The sequence below is a fragment of the Arcicella sp. GW822-FHT02H01 genome (assembly GCF_058802005.1).
The window spans coordinates 3,800,194-3,817,199 of record NZ_JBXANT010000001.1; the positions used below are offsets into that span (position 1 = coordinate 3,800,194).

A 17,006-nucleotide genomic window follows, 5' to 3' on the forward strand; every position below is an offset into this window, starting at 1 on the left:
GGAAAAGAACTTTAAATATCATCACTATCTAAAATTCCCTTCATTTGCTTATTATCCAAACGATTACGATAATTAATTGCCAAATGATACTCACTTTCAAATACTTTAATCAGCATATCTCTTTGGGCATTTAATTTCAAATTGATAGTGCTTAGTTTCGTGAGTTCAGGTAAAATATCTTGTTTTCTTTGTCGATATTTTTCGATTTCGGCTTTATGTTTTTCAATGTCTGTTTCCCATTCTGCTACTTTCTTGATTTTATCTTTATAGAGTTGGTTTCGCTTTTGGAAGATGGTAAAATCATCCTTGAAAATGGTTAGATTTCCTAAGAACAGTTTGCCCGAAAACATAAATAAAAAGAATATAAAAGCGAACAAAGCCCATGCTTGAAGGGGAGGTTTTGAAGAATAAATTTGGGCAAATACAAAGAAAGATGCCGCCAAAGGCATGCCTATTTCTTCTAATAGTCTTTTCCAAGTGCTTACTTTACTTTCGTCGTGGAGGAATGAAATGCGCCCGAAAAGATTAAACATCCCCGCTCCAAATACTCCTAAAGCAATAAAGGTAGTTTCTTGGAATTGTCCTTGTAGTGATTCTTTGATTAAGAAATAATTGCCTACTGCAATACCTATAGCTAGTGCTAAACCAACTACTGTTCTTAATAGATGATGTTGTTCGGTAAATTCTTGATTTTTAAGAGCCTGAATTTGCTGTTCAATATCTTTAACCAAACTTTCCTTTTCATTAATCCAATAATTCAACTCACCAATTTCTTCTTGGTGTTGGGCCATTACTTTTTCCGTTTCGGCTGTTTGCTGAGAAAAGTAGTGACGGATGATAGAGATTTTTTCGTCTGGATTAGAACCCGACAGCCCAAAGATAACGCCTTCATCTCTTAGAATATCTTCATTGATAAGCCAGTCGGGTTGGTCATTGACAGGACTAGAAAACGTTGGTGCAATATTATTTACTTGCACTAACGCATCGTCGTTTGATAATACCTCCTCTGTGATAGGTATTTCTATATTTGTATTCTCAATGGTAGAATTATTGCCACGGAAAACATTTTTCAACTTGTCGAAAAAAGACATAAGCGTCGTGAATAATTAGTTTCAATAAAAACCGAAATTGTAAAAAAATATTTTATTCGACAAAGAAATTATGAAGAATGGCAGATTTACACCGATTATACCTCTTGAAGTAAGCCTAAGATGACAAATAACAACCCAATGAAGGCTGATATACCACCTACGACGCCTAATCCAAAGATGGCTAATACAATACCAACCCCTAAAAGAACGGCACCAATTTTTAAGTTTGGATTCCAACTATGAAAATCAGCAGATTGTACTCCACTTTTTTTCATCTTCTTCTCTAACTTTTTAATAATTAGTTTCTCTACAAAATTAGCCTTGCGAGTAGTAGCGATAGTCTTACTTTCATTTTTTTGTAAAACTACTTTGTCTAACATGGCGTTGATTTTTTCTTTTTTTAATTCAACGGCTGTTTCATTGTTTGCCTCATCAATATGGATAACCTCTGATGCTGATGCATATAATACAGGGGCTGTCTTTTCATGGGCAGCTTCGATCATCAATGTTGAACTTGGCTTTTCTTCTACTTTCGCCACTTCGACAGCCTTTTGTGTCTCATGCTGATTTTGAGAAATAATTGTTTTCTGAGAAGTACAAGATACTCCTACCATTAAAGCAAAAATGCTTATGAAAGTTAGTTTAATTGTTTGCATATTATTAGGTTTTAGTTTTGTAAAGAAACGTTGAATACTTAAATTAATTGCCAAAGAAAAAGCCCAAAATCATCATTTGGGCTTTTTCTTTGAGTACTAAATATGAGTTAAGCGGCTTTTTTCATTTGATGAAAAACGGTTCGCTCAAATTTTTCACGGGCATAAGCCAGCGAAACTTTAAATTCTTTGATTTCTTCTTGTGAAGGTAGTTCAAACATGGCATCTGTAATGATTGATTCGCAGATTGAACGTAACCCTCTTGCTCCTAATTTATATTCCATTGCCTGACTAACGATATATTCTAACGCTGGTGGTTCGAACTGTAAGTCAATACCTTCCATTTCGAATAATTTATGGTATTGTTTAGTAATGGCATTTTTAGGCTCTGTCAAGATAGATAACAGCGTCTGATGGTCTAATGGGTCTAAATAAGTCACCACTGGCAAACGTCCTAACAGTTCTGGAATCAAACCGAATGATTTTAAATCTTGCGAAGTAACAAATTTCATTACATTCTCTTCTTCAAACATATCCAAGAACGTATCGTCTGAACTAAAACCAATTGGACGAGTATTCAAACGTTTTGAAATATGACGTTTGATACCATCAAAAGCACCACCACAAATAAAAAGAATATTCTCTGTATTTACGGCTATCATCTTTTGGTCTGGGTGCTTTCTACCTCCTTGTGGTGGACAGTTTACTACAGCCCCTTCTAATAACTTCAATAAGGCTTGTTGGACACCTTCGCCCGATACGTCACGTGTAATAGAAGGATTATCAGATTTACGAGCGATTTTATCAATTTCATCGATAAACACAATGCCCATTTCTGCTTTCTCTACGTCGTAGTCAGCAGCTTGTAATAAACGTGTTAAGATACTTTCTACATCTTCGCCCACATATCCTGCCTCAGTAATTACCGTAGCATCAGCAATACAAAAAGGTACTTCCAACATTCTAGCAATGGTTTTTGCCATATATGTTTTACCTGTCCCTGTTTCGCCCACCATGATGATGTTTGATTTTTCAATCTGAATATCATCAAAGTTTGTTTTTACATCATGTTGCATCAAACGCTTATAGTGATTGTAAACGGCTACGCACAGGTGTTTCTTCGCTTCGTACTGACCAATTACATACTGGTCAATATATTTCTTCATTTCAATTGGCTTTACCAGATTGAATTTAGGAGATACAGCTTTATTGTTTTTACCTTTTTTATTCTTTTCAGTACTTAGTTCTTGCTGAACTACTTGGTAGGCTTGGGTTACACATTCGTTACAAACGTGGCCATCCATACCCTCCATCAATAATGGTACTTCGTTTTGCTTACGTCCGCAAAGAACGCAATGGGCTTGCTGTTGTCTCATATCTTTACACACAAAATTGTGCCTTCATTATTTCCTTCGTAAAATTACAGATTTAAAAATAAAAAATGCTTACTACTTCTATGGAAGTAATAAGCATTTTTAGTTATACGCTCATTTAATTTACTTATTGTATCAAGAAAATTTTATACTCTTGTCAATACTTCGTCAATTAAACCGTATTCTTTTGCTTCTTCTGCACGCATCCAGTAGTCACGGTCTGAATCTCTTTCGATTTCTTCAAATGATTTTCCTGAGTGTTGTGCTAAGATTTCGTATAATTCTTTACGGATTTTAACGATTTCGCGCGCTGTGATTTCAATATCACGTGATTGTCCCTGAGCACCACCTGAAGGTTGGTGAATCATGATACGTGCATGTGGTAAAGCCGAACGCTTACCTGCCGTACCACCCGCCAACAATACTGCACCCATCGAGGCTGCTAATGAAGTACAAATGGTAGAAACGTCTGGACGGATATAGTGCATCGTGTCATAGATACCTAAACCTGCATATACAGAGCCACCTGGCGAGTTGATGTACATCATAATGTCTTTTTTGGCATCCGTAGATTCCATAAATAACATCTGAGCAACAATGATATTAGCCATATAATCATCCACAGGTACACCCATGAAGATAATTCTATCCATGATTAAGCGTGAAAAAACATCAATTTGAGCAAAACGCATCGGACGTTCTTCAATGATGTACTGTGTCATATCTTCAATGAATGGACGACTAGTACCACCAATATTATTTGCCTGATTCATGTACTGGTCTACTGCCAAACCGTTCAAACCTCTATGGTGTACGGCGTATTTTCTGAATTCTTCTGAACTTAATTCTTTTGGAAACATAACGGTAATTTATAAAATTGAAAATATGTCGATTGGTAAATTAAATCAAATAAACCATTTTAGCAATTGCATGCCAAGGAATTTAATGAGATTGCCCTTTAATAACTTTTAAAACCTTCAAATAGTTCTCTCTATAATTTTGAAACTAATCGAAGTATTTTTGGTGTTATTCAAAAAATCTTCGACAGCAAAGATGCAAAAACTATGAAATAATCCTAATCAGTTTTACAGAGAATTTATCAGAAAAGGTGATAATTATGAAAATTGGAGAAAAAATACGACAAGCTCGTCTGCTAAAAGGATACTCACAAGAGAACATGGCAGAACTTTTACAAATCTCAACAACTGCCTTTGGTGACATCGAACGCAGTAAAACTGAATTGACCATTAGTAGGGCTCAAAAAATAGCCAGTTTGCTAGACATTAATGTATTAGAGCTTTTTGGGGAGGAAGTAATCACACCCAAAATAATGCTTAATTCAGAAAATGAAATGGAAAAATTGCAAGTTGAAATAGAAAGACTAAAAAGAGAATCAGACTACTGGAGAGGTAAGTTTGAGGAACGTGTTTTGGTAGAAGCTTATAGACTTATTCAAAATCAGCAACAGCGAGAAAAAATAGGCTTTTAAGAGTTTATGAGTTTAATGCATACATTATAAAAACAAAAAATCCCGCAGAGGTTGACCTTACGGGATTTTTTGTTGAATTGATCTTTGAGAGACTAAAATCACTCAATCACAATTCACTAATTCTACAATAGATTACGCTCCTACAACTTGTTTGAACTCATCTACACTAATATTTTTGCTTTCAGTCTTAACGTTTGCTAAAATCACGTCAGAAACTTTGGCTGCATATACTTCATTGAACATTTTCATGAAGTTATCTTGCTTATTTTTATCAGTTAAATATCCATTAGCAATACGCTCAATCATTTCGTCCATGCTATTATCAGCAGATGCATACATTCCGAATTGACCACGAATCATTTCTTTCGTTCTTTCAAGCACTTCTGGATATTCTACTTTGATTTCGTTTTGAGTAGCCACTTCGTTTTTGATTAAGTTCAAACGAATGTCTTTCTTAACATTTTCGAAATCTTGGTCAATTTGCTCAGGAGTGAATTTTCCTTCGTTTACTTGGATTAACCAACTACGCAAGAAATCCTCTGGCAATTCGATAGCAATGTTTTCTAATAAAGCTTTTTCAGCATCAATTCTCAATAAATATTCAGCTTCACGCTTATAGTTAGTTTTGATGATTTCAAGAATCTCTTTACGGAATTCCTCTTCAGAACTTACTTTGCCTTCGCCTAATACTTTATCAAAAAATGCTTGATTCAATTCAGCAACACCATTACGAGTGATATCTTCAATCGTGAAAGTTACTTCACCTACTAAACCAGTTTTGTTGCCAGTAGCCAATTCGATTGATTTTTCGTCAACAAAAGTAGCTTGAAGATCGAATGTCAATGTGTCTCCTTTTGCAGCACCAATGAAAGTAGCTTTAGCTTCTTCTTTGATAGCTTTGAAAGGGATAGCAGATTTTTCAGTCCATTCTCCTTGTGTGAAAACACCGAAAAGCATATCGCCTTCTTCTACTGTATCAGCGTGAATTTGCTCTCCAGAATTTTGTTTCAAATTCTCGATAGTTTCTTCTACTTCTTTTTCAGTAGCTTCAATTTCGTAAGTATTGATAGCAGGAAGTTTAGCAAAATCAAGGGTGAATTCTCCAGCTAGACCAATGTCATAAGTAAAGCTAAATTCTTTTTGAGTATCCCAATCGATTGGATTTTCCAATTCGTTTAATGGCATTGGGTCTCCAACTAAGCTTAAATTATTTTCTTTGATATAGTTAGGTACGGCTTTGCCTAAAACAGAATTGATTTCGTCGATTAAAACTGATTTACCGAACATCTTTTGTACCATTTGCATAGGTACCATTCCCGGACGGAATCCTTTGATGTTAGCACGCTTACGGTAGTCTTTAAGATTTTTATCGACTTGTGGCTTATAGTCAGCTTCAGAAATAGATACGACCAAACGGGCGTTCACTGGGGTACTTTTTTCGAGAGAAATGTTCATCTTTATGAATTCGGATTTTGGAATGCGGATTTCGGAATTTTTATTTTGCTAAATCTCAGTTTGTCTGACTTTCGTAAATCCGCATTCCGAAATCAACAATCCGAAATCAAAAAAGCCCTCAAAACCGTAACGGTTAAGAGGGCTTTGAATGAGTACGGGCGGAGGGACTCGAACCCCCATGCCTCGCGGCGCCAGATCCTAAGTCTGGTATGTCTACCAATTCCACCACGCCCGCTTGCGTTTTGGAGGTGCAAAATTAGGAAGCCGTTTTTCTTTTTGCAAGCTTTTCCGAAAAAAAAATACAAAAAAAGTAAAATATTTTTTCTTGAAAATTTAAGTATTTGAATATCAGTTGTTTATTGTTTTGGGATGTGGATAATTATTTTCAGATAGTTTTCAGCAATTTTGTGAGAAGTATCTTTTTAGACTATGTTTAAATTTCGATGAGATTTATTACTTAAAGTTTTATGCTATTTAGGTGTAAGCATTTAGTGAAATTCCACTGTTTGAGCGATAGCGAGTCGGTTCGCCGATGCGATTGGAATTTCTTGACTTTCTTTTGTTACTTTTCTTGCGTCAAGGCAAGAAAAGTAAGACGTGAAGAAAGGAAAGCTGTCTTTTTCGATGCAAACCAAATAAATAAATAAACTTTCAAATATGTTTAGCTGGTTTATGAAAATCATTTTGTCTTTATATATCAAGAGATATTCAGTTTTACTTGATTGGATCTGCTGAGTTTAGGAAACAATAGTATAAAATTTTTAATTCACAATAATACAATCCTTCAATCATCAATTGCAATATCCTTTGTTTGTCCTTAATTTTAATCCTCAAGCATTCATGAAATTATTACGACCTTTGTAAATGTTCTTTCATAAAGAAGTCAGGCAACCAAAACCAATACAATCATATAATCATGCAAGAAAAAGATAAATCACTACCGCCTTTTATCAAATCATGGAAACAACTTTACTGGATAGTTGTCGGTAATTTGGTGCTGATGATTATCCTATTTTATCTCTTTAGCGAATACTTTAATTAAGTCGAAATTGTCGACTTAATTTGTCGTTTTAGCATTCGTACGAATTGTTTTATAAGATAAAACGGTTTCGGATCCTCTTTTAAACTGCTAATTATAAAATTTTAACATGGAAAATATCGACTGGCTGGTATTACTTTTAACATTAGGAACAATTATTGGCTTTGGACTATGGAAAGGAAGAATTCAAGAAAAGAATATTGAAGGCTATTTATTAGCCGACAGACAGATGCCTTGGTATCATGTTACGCTTTCGGTAATGGCGACCCAAGCCAGTGCCATTACTTTTTTATCTGCCCCTGGCCAAGCTTATATAGACGGAATGCGCTTTGTACAGTTTTATTTTGGCTTGCCTTTAGCGATGATTGTACTCTCAATCACTTTTATTCCCATCTTCAAAAAACTAAACGTATTTACAGCGTATGAATTTCTAGAAGGTCGCTTCGACCTTAAGACCAGAGTAATGGCTTCTTTTCTTTTTCTAATTCCCAGAGCCTTATCAACAGGCGTGACCATTGCGGCACCATCTATTATTTTATCAACCATTTTAGGCTGGAATTTATACTGGACCAATATCATTACAGGCATCGTAGTAACGATATATTGTATGTATGGAGGTTCAAAAACGATTTCCTATACGCAAATGCAACAAATGTTGGTAGTGATGATAGGGATGTTTTTGGCTGGCTATATGGTAGTACATTTATTGCCTACTGAAATGGGGTTTGTGGATACGCTGAAAGTAGCAGGTAAAATGGATAAACTTGATGCCATTGATTGGAAGTTCGACTTGAATAATCGGTATAACGTTTGGTCGGGATTGATAGGTGGATTTTTCCTACAATTATCCTATTTTGGTACAGACCAGTCACAAGTAAGTCGTTATTTATCAGGAGAATCCATTGGCGAAAGTCGTTTGGGATTATTAATGAATGGTATCTTTAAAATTCCGATGCAATTCTTGATACTATTGATTGGCTCATTGGTTTTTGTATTTTATCAGTTTCATGAAGCTCCGCTATTTTTTAATAAAACAGAATTAGGCAAAGTAGAACAAACGGTAGCGTATAAGGCATTAATGAAGAAAAATTCTGAGGTCTTTATCGAGAAGAAGAAAGTCGTAGAAGAGCTTTATGCCGTCATCAAAGCAGATGAAAATACAAGTACTTTAAAAATCCAAGTACTAAATGCCCAAAAGCTTGAAACCTTAAAATCAAAAGCTTTAGCAGCCGACAAAAAAGCTAATGACCTTAGGAAGGAAGTGAAAGATTTGATGTTGAAAACCAATCCAGACGCTAATGTCAACGATACCAATTATATATTTCTATCTTTTGTAACCAAGTATATGCCTCAAGGAATGGTAGGCTTATTAATTGCTGTTATTTTACTAGCTTCTATGGGAGCTATGGCTTCGGCTTTTAGTTCGCTTACATCTTGTACTATTGTCGATATTTATCAAAGAATGATTCATCCACAGGATACTGAAAAACATTATGTAAATGCTTCAAAACTAGTTACTTTAGGTTGGGGAATTGTTTGTATTATTGTTGCCCAATTTACAGCTAATATCGGGAGCTTGATAGAAGCTGTAAATATCTTAGGGTCATGGTTTTATGGAACTATTTTGGGCGTATTTTTAGTAGCTTTCTATATCAAATCTATCAAAGGTGATGCTGTTTTTTGGGCGGCTTTATTAGCAGAAGTATTCGTTATTTATGCTTGGTGGATAGACTTAACAGCTTTCCTTTGGCTCAATGTGATTGGCTGTGTATTGGTAGTTGGTTTTGCTTGGATAATAAGCCAGTTTAGTAGAAGAGTTGTGAGTTAGTGAGTTGTAAATATTTCATTAAGAGATGATTTAAATATTATTGATTATCTACAAGTTCATAAGTGTCTGGTATTTAATCCTTACTATTAGCAGGTGACTTAAGTCACCTGCTAATAGTAAGGATTGTTTTACTTAATTCGAATCAGTCATTACATCTTTATTTTAACTTCTTAAGTGTCTTCAAAAGATACGGTAATTAATCACTGCTTTATAATGTTTGTTATCTTGTGTGAATATTGTCTTTATTTCCATAATCTATCAAACCATGAAAAGAATATTACTACTGTTTTTACTGGCAACCAGTATCTTCACTTCCTGTAAAACCTCTCAAAGTTCATCTAGTAAGTCATCTGAAAATGTAGTTAACATTACATTCTTGCATCTAAATGATGTGTATGAAATTTCGCCTTTAGAAGGAGGGAAAGTAGGAGGGATGGCTCGTTTAGGAACATTGAGAAAAGAATTAATCCAGAAAAATCCTAATACTGTTACCATTCTTGCTGGAGATTTCCTGAACCCTTCTTTAATTGCCACTTTTAAATACGAAGGGAAAAGCATAAAAGGTCGCCAAATGGTAGAGGCTATGAATGTTGTAGGCTTTGATTGGGTGGGTCTGGGCAATCATGAATTTGATATTGATGAAGCAGATTTGCAGAGGAGAATTGATGAATCACAATTTAATTGGCTGGCATCAAATGCTCTCCAAAATAATAAAGGTACGCTAACTCCATTTGCAAAAAATGTAAATGGCACAAAAATTCCCTTCCCTAAAACTACTATTCTTACTTTCAAAAATACTGCTGGAAAAGTAGTAAAAATGGGTATGTTTTCGGTTGTATTGCCATCAAACCAAAAGGATTATGTGCATTATGACGATTTCTTTGAATCGGCTAAACAGGCTTATGAAGTATTAAAACCTCAATGTGATTTTGTAGTTGGGATTACGCATATCAACAAAGTAGATGATGCAAAATTGGCAAAGCTTTTACCTGATGTAAAACTTTTGATGGGCGGACACGACCACGATAATATGTTGTTTAAAGAAGGTAACGTTATTATTGCCAAAGCAGATGCTAATGCTAAAACAGCCTATATACATAATTTATCTTTTGATACCCAAACCAAATCTTTAGAGATTAATAGTGAACTCCGTAAAATAAACGAGCAAATAAAAGATGATGCCGAAGTAGTATTAGTAGTTAAAAAATGGGAGGAAATCATGGATGTTGCCATGAAAAAAGCAGGGTTAGATAAAAATGATGTGGTAACAGAAATCTCAACGCCTTTAGACGGCCGAGAAAGTACCATGCGAAATGGACATACTAATTTGGGTGATTTAATAGCCAAAGCTATGTCGGCGGCAGCAACAAAACCTGTGGATTGTACGGTTTTCAATAGTGGTTCTGTCAGAATAGATGACCAATTGGTTGGAAAAATTACACAACTGGATATTATGAGGATATTACCTTTTGGGGGAAAAATCGTTGAAGTGAGTCTAACAGGAAGCCTACTCGCCAAAATATTAGCAACTGGTTTACAGAACAAAGGCAATGGAGGATTTTTGCAATGGGATAAAATCAGCTATGATGAGACCAAAAAACAATGGCTGATTAATGGAAAACTATTAGATATTAACCAAGATTACCATGTAATGATGCCGAAGTTTTTAATAGAAGGTAAGGAAACCAATTTTGGCTACTTGACTGCCCAAAACCCTGAAGTTAAAAGCATTGTAGAATCAGATGAAAAAGATATAAACGACATCCGTAATGATATTAGAAAAGTACTGATTACGTATTTGAAGAAGTAATATTATCAGTAGCACGACTTTTCAAGTCGTGTGAGGTAAAAGGACTAAAGATTGTTCTCCCTCACGACTTAGAAAGTCGTGCTACTAAAAATCGTGCTACTAATGATATACTACATTGCTTTCTTCTTCTTAGTAGTAACAGGCGCGGCTACTGGTAATTTAGCCCTATAATCTACAATGCCTTTTTCGATAGCATCTTTAAAGAAGCTGAAAGAACCAGAAGTATCTGCATTACCCAATGCCAAAGCTTTTTGAGCTAATGGAAAAGCCTCGGCATAGTTTTCAGATTTGCTTAAAATCTGTGCTTTTACCCATACATTACGGAAAGTTTCGCCACCCGCAATCGATGCATTTACTGCTGTTAAAGCTTGGCTCAATTTCCCTTTTCCTAAAAAGAACTCAGCAGCAGTACGCATAGCATTGGCATTATCAGCAATTGCTTTGCTAATAGCTAGTTCAGCCATTTTAGAAGTTTCGATAGTGATAGGAGCAGAGATTTTTCTATCTGCCCAATAGATATTCAAACTAGCAGTGCTATCAGTAACATCACTGAAATCAATTGTGAAAGATTCTGTTTTTGCATTCGTAACTGCTTTTACAGTAGTACGCAAAGCATCCTTTTCGGGCGAATAAGTTTGCTCTGTAGCAGTGATGTCTTTGTTTAAAATCAACGTCCAATCTCCTTTAGTAGGGATAGAAAAAATAGCATACGAACCTGCCGCGACTTTTTTTCCACCAAGAGAAATTTCGTTGGATAACGTAATTTGGGTTGCAGCATTTGCTCCTGTACGCCAAACTTTGTCGTAAGCTACTACTCCGCCAAAAATCTCACGTCCTTTGATACTTGGGCGAGAATATTTAATGCTAATATCAGTTGTTCCGACGGTTTGAGCAACTGATGCCGCAGGGCTAGGTTGAGGTAAACGTATTTGTGCATTGGCAGTAAGGGAAAGTCCTAGGATAAGGCTTAAAAATAGTTTTTTCATGGTGATTTTTTTGATTAATGCTGAATTGAGATTTTCATATAAAAGTAACGAAGGAATAAACCAACAATTTAATTTTTCGCTCAATGGCTTTTTTTAAAAGATATTTTTTAGACCTTTGACCTCTGAAACATTACCATAATCATACAATACTATGCACAGAAATCAATTGCTCCAATTGCTTGAAAAGCATCGACCATTTAATGCAACAGAGACAAAATTTCATCAAGAAATCACCTCTTTTGTACAAGCGTACCCTACTTGTTTCGAGCGTTCTTTAATGATTGGGCATGTAACGGGCTCTGCTTGGATTCTGGATAAGTCTCGTCAATATACTTTGCTAACCCATCATAAAAAGCTTAATCAGTGGTTTCAAACGGGAGGGCATTGTGATGGTGACTCAGATGTATTGAATGTTGCTTTAAAAGAAGCAGAGGAGGAAACAGGATTGAATAATATTGGAGTATTGACTAATAATATTTTTGATATTGATATTCACGTAATCCCTGAACGAAAAGGAGTACCAGTACATTTACATTTTGATGTTAGGTTTCTATTGGAGGCTGACATGAATCAACAATTAATCGTGTCATCAGAATCCACTGCTTTGAAATGGATTCAGCTTTCGGAAGTAGCTGACCTAAACGATAGTGATTCAATTATGAGAATGGTAGAGAAAAGCTTTAAGCTATAATGGTCGTCGGGTATCGGCTTTCGGTCTTCGGATTTTATGCTGTTGGCGGTGGTCGGGTATCGGCTCTCGGTCTTCGGGAAACTATCTCTTAACACCGAAAGCCGACATCCGATTGCCGAAGACCGAAAGCTGATACCTATTCCCAAATATCAATGCTAAAAAATACAGGAATGGCTGGACGTTCGTAGTATTCTTTCCCAGCTTGAATCGCATCTACTACATCCATGCCTTGAATTACCTCTCCGAAAACTACATAATTACCGTTAAGCTGTCGAGCTTCTCTTTCATTAGTAATGATATAAAATTCAGTAGGAGAAGAAGCCCTGTCGGGATTGCCTTCGTCATAACGGGCCATTGCTACAGCACCACGCTTATGGGTAAATTCTGGGCGATATTCAGGAGGGACTAAAAAATCTAATTGATCCATATATTCGCCTCCGCCTTGTATACCCATTCGATAAATATTTCTATAGAACATCCTATCAACGTAATAACCCGCCTTTACATTTCTAATAAAATTAGCACGATGCAAAGGCGTTTCAGCATGGAGTTTTATGATAAAATCTCCTCCAACAGTATGTACTCTCACTTTATCTTCTGGATTTTCTTTACCGTATTGCGTCAAAAAAGTCTTTGGGTCTTGGTCGTACAAACGCAAATCTTTTTTGCATGAAAATAAAGAAATACAAAATAAGAAGAAGATGATACGTTTCATCGTTTTTATAGCTGTTATCGGTTTAATCGTTATTTGTTATCTATATAACCGTTATCTGTATGGTTAAAATTATTGCTCAATACCACAGAGGATAAAAAATCTGCAAAGTAAATAAAATCCGAAAGCTGAATTCTGATGACTGAAAGCGATAGGACACAACCCTAGCTAGCACGATAATACATCGTCGAGCAGTTTTCTTTCGTTAAAATACTTTTTGCTTGGTCGCTAATATCATCAACCGTCACGGCTTGGATTTTACTTGATTCGTCATTAGCGTATTCTACATTTCCAGCATTAGCAGCAAAAGCTAAATTCATAGCACGATTTAGTAATTCTACTTCTGAGAAAACCAATGTAGATTCCGCTTGATTTTTCACTTTGGTCAATTCTTCCTCTGAAACAGGATTCTTTATGAAATCATCTAATACATGCTGAATGGCTGCATCGCCTTCTTCAATACTAATGCCTTTGTTGAGGTTTCCTTGTAAAACCATCAAGCCAGGGTCTAGTGACGAAGAAACATAAGCATTGATAGAATTAAAGATAGATTGCTCCTTTACTAATTTATCATATAATCTCGATGATTTACTTCTTCCTAGAATATCGCTAGTCAAATCCACGGCATTATAACCAACATCATGTCGCCCTTGAGTATGGTAAATTTTATAGATAGCATCTAGCGGTACTTTTGCTTCTACTTCCAAAAATCTAGCACTAGTCTGAATAGGCTCTTTCGGTAAATTTCTAGGAGTAACGTTGCCAGCAGGGATAGGTTCAAACCATTTTTTGGCTAATTGTTTTACCTCTTCCACACTGATTGGCCCAGCTACTACTAAAATAGCATTGTTGGGTAAATAATGTTTGTAGAAAAAATTACGGACATCATCCATTACTGCATCCTCGATATGAGCAATTTCTTTCCCAATAGTAGCCCATTTATAAGGATGCACTTGGTAGGCTAAAGGACGAAGTTTCAACCAAACATCACCATAAGGCTGATTTAAGTATCTTTGCTTGAACTCTTCAATCACTACTTTTTGTTGTACGTCCAAAACCTTTTGGTCAAAAGACAAAGACAGCATTCTATCGGATTCCAACCAAAAAGCCGTCTCAATGTTGACTGCTGGTAGCGTAATATAATAATTAGTAATATCGGGTGACGTAAAAGCATTATTTTCACCGCCTACTTTCTGAAGGGGAGTGTCGTAAGAAGGAATGTTTTTTGAACCACCAAACATCAAATGTTCAAACAAATGAGCAAAGCCAGTTTTGTGTTCTTCTTCATCACGAGAGCCAACATTGTAAATAATGTTAAGAGCAGCAATAGGGGTGGAATAATCTTGGTGAACATAGACTTTGAGTCCGTTGTCAAGTATAAAATAATCGTATGAAATCATGTATGGATGTTATGTAACAAATAAACGTCTATATTAACAAATATTTAAAAAATATCACGACAAAAGTAAGTATTTACCGCTTGCAATGTGTGACAATCAGCAAAAAACTCGGTCCGCTTTATTTATTTAAACTTCCAATATGAAAAAAGTATTCATTTTTGTAACATTTTCGTTTTGCATTTTTTTTAAAAGTAATGCTCAAATATTAAACGATGCTAGTACTCGCCAATTAATTTCTCAAGGGTTGGATAAAATGTATTCGTACGATTTCAAAGAATCAGCTGATATTTTCCAAAAGATAAAAGCCAAGTATCCACAGCATCCAGTGTTTTATACCCTAATGGCTATTCAAACTGAATTACAGTATTTCCCCTTAAAGGATTTCCCTAATCAGCAAAAAATATATTTGACCTACCTTAATCAAAGTAGGGCTTTGGCGGAAGTAATGTTGGATAAAAACGATGAGGACGTAGAAGCTAATTTCTTTGAATTAGCAACGCTAGGCTATTTAGCGGCTTACGATGCCGACAATCAAGAGTTTATGAAAGCCGTAGGCGTAGCTAAAAAGGCATATTCTCATTTAAAGAAAGGATTAGAGCTGACAGATAAGCAACCAGAGTTTCTTTATTCGTCAGGTATTTATAATTACTATCGCATTGAATATCCAGAAACGCATCCTGTTATTAAATCGGTTATTTGGATGTTTAAGGATGGTAATAAAAAACTAGGCTTACAGCAATTAGATTTGGCTACCAAGAAGACAATCTTTGTAAAAACAGAAGCCGCTTTTTATGCAGGATATGTTTATATGAAATATGAGGCTAATCCTGCCAAAGCGTTGTATTACAACAGTATGCTGTCAGAAAAATATCCAGATAATTTACTTTTTCAAATGCAAAGAATGGACTTCCTGACCGCCCTTGGAAAGTACGATGATGCTGATGCAATTTCCGATAAAATTTTAAAACAAAAGGGCGTAATGTTCCAATGTGCGGGAACAATTTTCAAAGGATTGATTGCTGAAAAAGATAAAAAGGACGATAAACTTGCGGAGGCTTATTTGCTAAAAGGCGTAAAAATGCCCTATGACGAACGTTTTACTAAGGATTATCATGCTCTTGCTTATGTGGCTTTGGCACGTATTGCTAAACGTTCGGGACAACCAACTAAAATGAAAGAATATGCTAAAAAGGCTTCTAAATTAGCAGAATATAAAGCAACTTTAGCGGAAGCTGAGGCTATTTTGGATTGATTTTTTCTGGAGACTTTAGGACTTGTGGATTTAAGACTTGAGGACTAAGGACGCTAGATGTAAGACACTAGACGCTAGATGAAAGACTTTAGGACTTAAGACTAAAAGATGAAAGATGCTAGAGTTAAGACTTTTTGAAATAAAAAATATAGAAAGATAATTGTATAGGAGAGAAAGGAAATAAACCTGTAGTTATCCCCAATATTTATAGATTAGCCAAGTAGCGGCAACCCTTGTGGTTGCCGTTTTTGTTTCGTAAATCCATCAAATCAAAACGGCAACCGCAAGGGTTGCCGCTACAAATACTGATATCTTTTTTGATTTTTATTTCAAAAATCTCATTGTTTTCAAGTCCTAGCTCCTCTAATCCTAAAGTCTTGTATCTAGTATCTTCCATCTAGCATCTTTTAGTCTTCAAGTCCTACAGTCCTATCTCATCAAGTCCTAAAGTCTAAAAAAACTATCTCCCCTCCTGCAAAAGTTTGTTAGCAAAAATAAACTCATTCAACTCAGGCACTGATGAAGTGCGAATGTTTTTACTATCACCTTCCCAGAATTTTTTGCCCTTATATAAAAACATGATTTTTTCGCCAATACCAATTACCGAATTCATATCATGCGTAATTACAATCGTAGTAATGTTAAATTCATCCGTGATTTCCTTGATTAAATCATCAATTTTTACAGATGTCAATGGATCTAAGCCCGAATTGGGTTCGTCACAAAATAAATATTTCGGATTCATCACAATCGCTCTGGCAATACCAACCCTTTTTTTCATCCCCCCCGAAACCTCAGAAGGCATTCTTGAGCCAGCATTTTCCAATTCTACACGCTTTAAACAAAACTGAGCTCTTTCTATTTTCTCCTCCTCGCTCATGTCTGTCAGCATATCTAAGGGGAATTTAACATTATCTAATACCGTTTTAGAGTCAAACAATGCACCACCTTGGAATAAAACGCCCATTTCGCGACGGATAGTTTTTCTAGTTTCTTCATCAGAATTATGAAAATCTCGCCCATCATACAGTATTTGCCCGTGTTCTGGTTTTACAATACCAATCATACACTTTAGCAATACACTTTTTCCTGTACCGCTACCACCAATAATTAATGAAGTATCGCCAGGCTTGAATTCGCCATCGATTCCGAGTAGAATATCGCGCCCATTAAAGGCTTTTCTAATGTCTTTTATCTCAATCATAGATTCAAATCTTTCCCGAATTT

General features: G+C 35.7%; 15 protein-coding genes and 1 tRNA gene. 5 read left to right on the top strand and 11 right to left on the bottom strand.

Annotation, left to right across the window (positions count from 1 at the left end; all coding sequences use genetic code 11):
- Positions 1–11: 11 nt before the first annotated feature.
- The 4 genes from AC1RNE_RS15905 to AC1RNE_RS15920 form a co-directional block, all read right to left on the bottom strand.
- Positions 12–1,091, bottom strand: a complete 1,080-nt coding sequence (locus tag AC1RNE_RS15905) for a hypothetical protein (RefSeq protein ID WP_492802136.1) — start codon at positions 1,089–1,091, stop codon at positions 12–14.
- A 95-nt stretch (positions 1,092–1,186) separates the two neighbouring features.
- Positions 1,187–1,747 (bottom strand): hypothetical protein, encoded by a 561-nt coding sequence (locus AC1RNE_RS15910; protein WP_492802137.1) that lies wholly within the window; start codon positions 1,745–1,747, stop codon positions 1,187–1,189.
- A 107-nt stretch (positions 1,748–1,854) separates the two neighbouring features.
- A complete protein-coding gene (gene clpX, locus AC1RNE_RS15915; RefSeq protein ID WP_492802139.1) occupies positions 1,855–3,120 on the bottom strand; it encodes an ATP-dependent Clp protease ATP-binding subunit ClpX in 1,266 nt (421 codons plus the stop codon).
- A 143-nt stretch (positions 3,121–3,263) separates the two neighbouring features.
- Positions 3,264–3,977 (bottom strand): ATP-dependent Clp protease proteolytic subunit, encoded by a 714-nt coding sequence (locus AC1RNE_RS15920; protein WP_309912480.1) that lies wholly within the window; start codon positions 3,975–3,977, stop codon positions 3,264–3,266.
- A 257-nt stretch (positions 3,978–4,234) separates the two neighbouring features.
- Here AC1RNE_RS15920 and AC1RNE_RS15925 point away from each other — a divergent pair, with 257 nt between their 5' ends.
- Complete coding sequence (locus tag AC1RNE_RS15925; RefSeq protein ID WP_492802141.1) at positions 4,235–4,606, top strand: helix-turn-helix domain-containing protein; 372 nt, start codon at positions 4,235–4,237, stop codon at positions 4,604–4,606.
- Positions 4,607–4,738: 132 nt separating this feature from the next.
- On the opposite strand, the gene tig is transcribed toward AC1RNE_RS15925, so the two are convergent.
- A complete protein-coding gene (gene tig / locus AC1RNE_RS15930; RefSeq protein WP_492802143.1) occupies positions 4,739–6,061 on the bottom strand; it encodes a trigger factor in 1,323 nt (440 codons plus the stop codon).
- Between the two features lie 153 nt (positions 6,062–6,214).
- Positions 6,215–6,296: transfer RNA gene (locus AC1RNE_RS15935), tRNA-Leu, on the bottom strand.
- Between the two features lie 913 nt (positions 6,297–7,209).
- Between AC1RNE_RS15935 and AC1RNE_RS15940 the strand changes: the two genes are divergently transcribed.
- Together AC1RNE_RS15940 and AC1RNE_RS15945 are read left to right on the top strand one after the other, a co-directional pair.
- The gene (locus tag AC1RNE_RS15940; protein ID WP_492802145.1) at positions 7,210–8,928 is read left to right on the top strand and encodes a sodium:solute symporter family protein; all 1,719 of its coding nucleotides are present in this window, start codon (positions 7,210–7,212) and stop codon (positions 8,926–8,928) included.
- Positions 8,929–9,193: 265 nt separating this feature from the next.
- Positions 9,194–10,738 (top strand): bifunctional metallophosphatase/5'-nucleotidase, encoded by a 1,545-nt coding sequence (locus AC1RNE_RS15945; protein ID WP_492802147.1) that lies wholly within the window; start codon positions 9,194–9,196, stop codon positions 10,736–10,738.
- 110 nt (positions 10,739–10,848) lie between these two features.
- On the opposite strand, the gene AC1RNE_RS15950 is transcribed toward AC1RNE_RS15945, so the two are convergent.
- Positions 10,849–11,724 carry a DUF2911 domain-containing protein gene (locus AC1RNE_RS15950; protein WP_492802148.1) on the bottom strand — a complete coding sequence of 292 codons (876 nt, stop codon included), beginning with the start codon at positions 11,722–11,724 and terminating at the stop codon, positions 10,849–10,851.
- Positions 11,725–11,875: 151 nt separating this feature from the next.
- Here AC1RNE_RS15950 and AC1RNE_RS15955 point away from each other — a divergent pair, with 151 nt between their 5' ends.
- The gene (locus tag AC1RNE_RS15955) at positions 11,876–12,415 is read left to right on the top strand and encodes an NUDIX hydrolase (protein ID WP_492802150.1); all 540 of its coding nucleotides are present in this window, start codon (positions 11,876–11,878) and stop codon (positions 12,413–12,415) included.
- A 136-nt stretch (positions 12,416–12,551) separates the two neighbouring features.
- On the opposite strand, the gene AC1RNE_RS15960 is transcribed toward AC1RNE_RS15955, so the two are convergent.
- Both AC1RNE_RS15960 and AC1RNE_RS15965 read right to left on the bottom strand, forming a co-directional pair.
- Positions 12,552–13,130, bottom strand: a complete 579-nt coding sequence (locus AC1RNE_RS15960; protein ID WP_492802152.1) for a peptidylprolyl isomerase — start codon at positions 13,128–13,130, stop codon at positions 12,552–12,554.
- A gap of 161 nt (positions 13,131–13,291) precedes the next feature.
- Entirely contained in the window at positions 13,292–14,527 is a 1,236-nt protein-coding gene (locus AC1RNE_RS15965) for a M16 family metallopeptidase (protein WP_492802154.1), read from the bottom strand.
- A 139-nt stretch (positions 14,528–14,666) separates the two neighbouring features.
- Between AC1RNE_RS15965 and AC1RNE_RS15970 the strand changes: the two genes are divergently transcribed.
- Positions 14,667–15,779, top strand: coding sequence for an ABC transporter substrate-binding protein (locus tag AC1RNE_RS15970; protein WP_492802156.1), 1,113 nt, complete (start codon positions 14,667–14,669; stop codon positions 15,777–15,779).
- A 205-nt stretch (positions 15,780–15,984) separates the two neighbouring features.
- Here AC1RNE_RS15970 and AC1RNE_RS15975 read toward each other — a convergent pair whose 3' ends face one another.
- Complete coding sequence (locus AC1RNE_RS15975) at positions 15,985–16,176, bottom strand: hypothetical protein (protein ID WP_492802158.1); 192 nt, start codon at positions 16,174–16,176, stop codon at positions 15,985–15,987.
- Positions 16,177–16,239: 63 nt separating this feature from the next.
- Entirely contained in the window at positions 16,240–16,983 is a 744-nt protein-coding gene (locus tag AC1RNE_RS15980) for an ABC transporter ATP-binding protein (protein ID WP_492802160.1), read from the bottom strand.
- Between the last annotated feature and the right edge of the window lie 23 nt (positions 16,984–17,006).